Annotated in this window: 3 protein-coding genes; 2 read left to right on the forward strand and 1 reads right to left on the reverse strand. The window is 67.4% G+C overall.

What is annotated here, in order from left to right:
• Positions 1-261: 261 nt before the first annotated feature.
• Positions 262-1,260 (reverse strand): LysR family transcriptional regulator, encoded by a 999-nt coding sequence (locus tag ACGLHR_RS51000; protein ID WP_318237104.1) that lies wholly within the window; start codon positions 1,258-1,260, stop codon positions 262-264.
• A 125-nt stretch (positions 1,261-1,385) separates the two neighbouring features.
• Between ACGLHR_RS51000 and ACGLHR_RS51005 the strand changes: the two genes are divergently transcribed.
• Entirely contained in the window at positions 1,386-2,018 is a 633-nt protein-coding gene (locus ACGLHR_RS51005; protein WP_400103655.1) for a hypothetical protein, read from the forward strand.
• The gene (locus ACGLHR_RS51010) at positions 2,015-3,322 is read left to right on the forward strand and encodes an NAD(P)/FAD-dependent oxidoreductase (protein ID WP_400103657.1); all 1,308 of its coding nucleotides are present in this window, start codon (positions 2,015-2,017) and stop codon (positions 3,320-3,322) included. Before ACGLHR_RS51005 ends, ACGLHR_RS51010 begins: the two co-directional genes overlap by 4 nt.
• The last annotated feature ends 254 nt before the right edge of the window (positions 3,323-3,576 follow it).

Genomic DNA, 3,576 nt, shown 5'->3' on the forward strand with positions numbered 1-3,576 from the left:
TCCTCGCGGCGGGCCAGCCCTCTTTGCCCCAGGGGAGTCATATTGACTAAGCCACCCCTCTCCCCGGCCCTCTCCCCTTGAGGGGAGAGGGAGAGACAGCCGTCGTCATGGCGCGCGGCTTTGGCCCGTTTGGCGGCTTCAGCTGGTGCATCAGGTTTGTCAGCGGTCAGACGGCGCGCCAGACCGCTGACAAAGCCGGAACTGCGTTGTCGTGCCCTCTCTCCCGCGCCGCCATGGCACAGCGTACCGGCATGCCGGGCTTCATGGCCGCGCTCTCTCTCCAGGCGTTGCCTTGCGCTGGCGCCGGGCGCGGGCGTGCAGGCGGCGCAGTATCACATCAAACGACTCCAGCTGCCGGGTGATTTCCGCCTGGCCTTGCTCCACCAGGTAGCCACGGAAGGCAACCGCCACGCGCGGCAGGCGCACCCCCGGCAGGTTCAGCACGTACCAGTCGCGCTCGATGGGATTGCCCTGCAGCGGCAGCAGGCCGATCAGCCCTGCCTGGAACTCCAGCGTGCAGGCGTGCAGGGAGAGAAACGCAACACCCAGCCCTGCCGACACCATCCGCTTGATCGCCGCGTTGCTGGACAGCTCGGAACCCAGCGGCAGCCGCAGGCCGGCCTCCCTGAACAGACGCTCCACGGTGTTGCGCGTGCCCGAGCCGCGCTCGCGCACCAGCAGGTTCTCCTCCACCAGGTCCTGCAGCGTGAGATTGCGGCGCGCCATCAATGGATGGTCCGGCGCCGCGATAAATGCCATGGGGTGCTTGGCGAACGGCGTCGCCTGCGTGCGGATATCCGTGGGCGGCCGGCCAATGATGGCAAGGTCGATCTCATGCATGGCCAGCATCCGCAAGATCTCCTCGCGGTTGCCCACATGGAGCTTGATCTTGACGTCGGGCTGGTCCGCCGTGAATGCCACCAGCATCGACGGCAGCAGGTACTCCGCCGTCGTGATGGCGCCGACCCGCAGCGTGCCGGCCAGGTTGCCCTTGAGCGCCGCCACCTCCTCGGTGGCTTCGCGCCACAAGCGCAGGATCTGCCCGGCGTAGCCCGCCATCACCTCGCCCGCGGGCGTGAGCTGCGTGCCCCTGCCCGCGCGCTGCAGCAGCGGCGCCCCGATCGCTTCTTCGAGCAATTTGAGCTGCAGCGAAACCGTTGGCTGCGTGATGTGCAACTCCTCCGCCGCGCGGGAAACGCCCCCCAGGCGGGCAATGGCGTCGATGGCATTGAGCTGCCGGAAGGTGGTGGTGCGATTCATAGTAGAAAACCTATCGGTCGGTTTTATAAACCAATTTTTCAATATGAAGCGGCTACCTTATAGTGCCCTGACCGGAAACGCAATCGCGTCCGCGTATCGAAACGCAGTGCATATGGAGACGGGAAATGTCGCTTGAATTGCTGGTGCTTACCTTGGACGATGTGCTCATCCGCGCGGACGATCCGCGCAAGTCCGGCTTCGACGCAGCACCACGAGAACGCGACGCCCTGCTCCGCTGGCATGAGGATGCCTGCACCGAAGCGCGTGCCGGCCAGTCAATCCGGATCCGTGGCCAGGCGCTGCAGCTCATGCGCAGCGCGGAGCTGGACGGCGTGCGGCTGGCGCTTGCCGCGCCCATCTCTTCGCGCAAGCTGCGGGTCCTGCTCGATGGCGCCATCGGGCCTGACTGGATGGATCGCTTTGCGGTCATCGCCACGGCGGATGCGCTGTCTCCCCGGGAAACCGAGATCGAACTCTACCGGCTGATCCTGCACACGGCCGACGTGCCGGCGCACCGCGCCTTGCTGGTCGGTGCCACGCAGAGCAGCCTGCGCGCCGCGCAGGCTGTCGGCATGCATACGGCCACTGTCCGGCCCGCCTATGACGATGCGCCGCGCCAGGCAGGCGGATCGACCGTGCTGTGCGGCTCCCCGGATGCCGTCTGGCCGGACTTCCACGCGCTGGAATGCAGCGTGGCCGGCCAGCGGCAACCGGATGCGCACGCGGCAACAAGACAACAACCCCGGAGCTTCCCATGACAACCATTGTGATCGTTGGCGGCGGCGCCGCCGGACTGCAGGTAGCCACCCGTCTCGCCAGGCGGCTGGGCAAGCGAGGGCAAGCCGAGATCGTGCTGGTCGACCGCAGCTCCACGCACCTGTGGAAGCCCTTGCTGCATGAAGTGGCCGCGGGCAGGCTCGAGCCCGTGGTTCACCATACGTCTTTCGCATTGCAGGCCGAGCGCCACGGGTTCCGCTACGTGCAGGGTGATCTGCAAGCGGTGGACCGCATCAACCGCACCATCTGCGTGGCCCTTGCCGGCACAGGGCATGGCGAGGACGGACAGGTCCAGTCGATCGGCTACGACAAGCTTGTGCTAGCCGTTGGCGGCGTGACGCAGTACTTCGGCGTGCCCGGCGCGCGTGAACACGCCCTGACGCTGGACAGCGTGAGCAGCGCGGAGCAGGTGCGCGACCGTGTGTTCACCGCCTTGCGCCGCCGGACCGCGCAGGCTGATGCCCAACCGCAAGCGCCCACGGGAAAGGTCCGGGTAGCCATCGTCGGCGCGGGTGCGACGGGTGTGCAGCTTGCAGCGCAGTTGCGTCGCACCTCCAGCGTGCTCAATCGCTATGGCATCCATCGGCTCGACCCGGTAAAGGGAGTGGAAATCTGCCTGATCGAGGCCTCCGCCGGCGTTCTCCCCGGCCTGGGAACCCGGATCGCGGATCGCGTCGGCGAGCAGCTCGCGCGGCTGAGCATCCATGTGCAGTGCAACGCCCGCGTGACCTCCGTCAGCGAGAGCGGCCTGACCATTGCGGGGCAGCCACCCATGCAGGCGGACGTCGTGGTGTGGGCGGCCGGCATTGCCGCGCCGGGCATGCTGGCCAGCTTCGGGCTGCCGGTGAATGCCAAAGGGCAGATCCGCGTGCTGCCCACCCTGCAGAGCGTCGAGGACGAGCATATCTACGCGATCGGGGACTGCGCGAGCTGCCGGCCCCAGGATCTCGAAGCGGAACTCCCGACGCGCGCGCAGGTTGCCTATCAGCAAGCGCTGTATCTTTCGCAGGCGCTGCCACGGCGCCTGGCCGGCAAGCCCATCGAGGGGTTCCGCTACCGCGACTATGGCTCGCTGGTCTCGCTGGCGGGAAGCCGCACCATCGCCAACCTGGCTGCGCCTGGCAAGGACAGCGGCTGGCATATCGAAGGCCGCCTCGCCGCCCTGCTCCACCATGCCGTCTATCGCCGGCACGTGCTCGCCATCCACGGCTGGGGACGCGCGCTGGGCATGACGCTGGCCCAGGGGCTGGAACGTTTGCTGGCTGCGGGGACGCGGCTGCATTGAGGTGTATTGAGGATGGCGCCATCCTAGGCCGGCACTGCGGCGCCGGCCGCGCTGAATTGTCGGAGTCCCTGCTTTCCCACCAGGGCACCGCAGCGCAGAAGGAAGAGCGCAGGGCCTGCATCGAACGGCTGCTACTGGCGCCCTGAATCGAAAAAGAGGCACAGACTGTGCCCCTTTGCTTGCTGACAAAGCCGGATCTGCGTTGTCGTGCTCCCCTCTCCCGCGCGCGGGAGAGGGGCTGGGGGAGAGGGCGG

Source organism: Cupriavidus sp. CuC1 (genome assembly GCF_044627735.1).
GTDB classification, from domain to species: domain Bacteria; phylum Pseudomonadota; class Gammaproteobacteria; order Burkholderiales; family Burkholderiaceae; genus Cupriavidus; species Cupriavidus ulmosensis.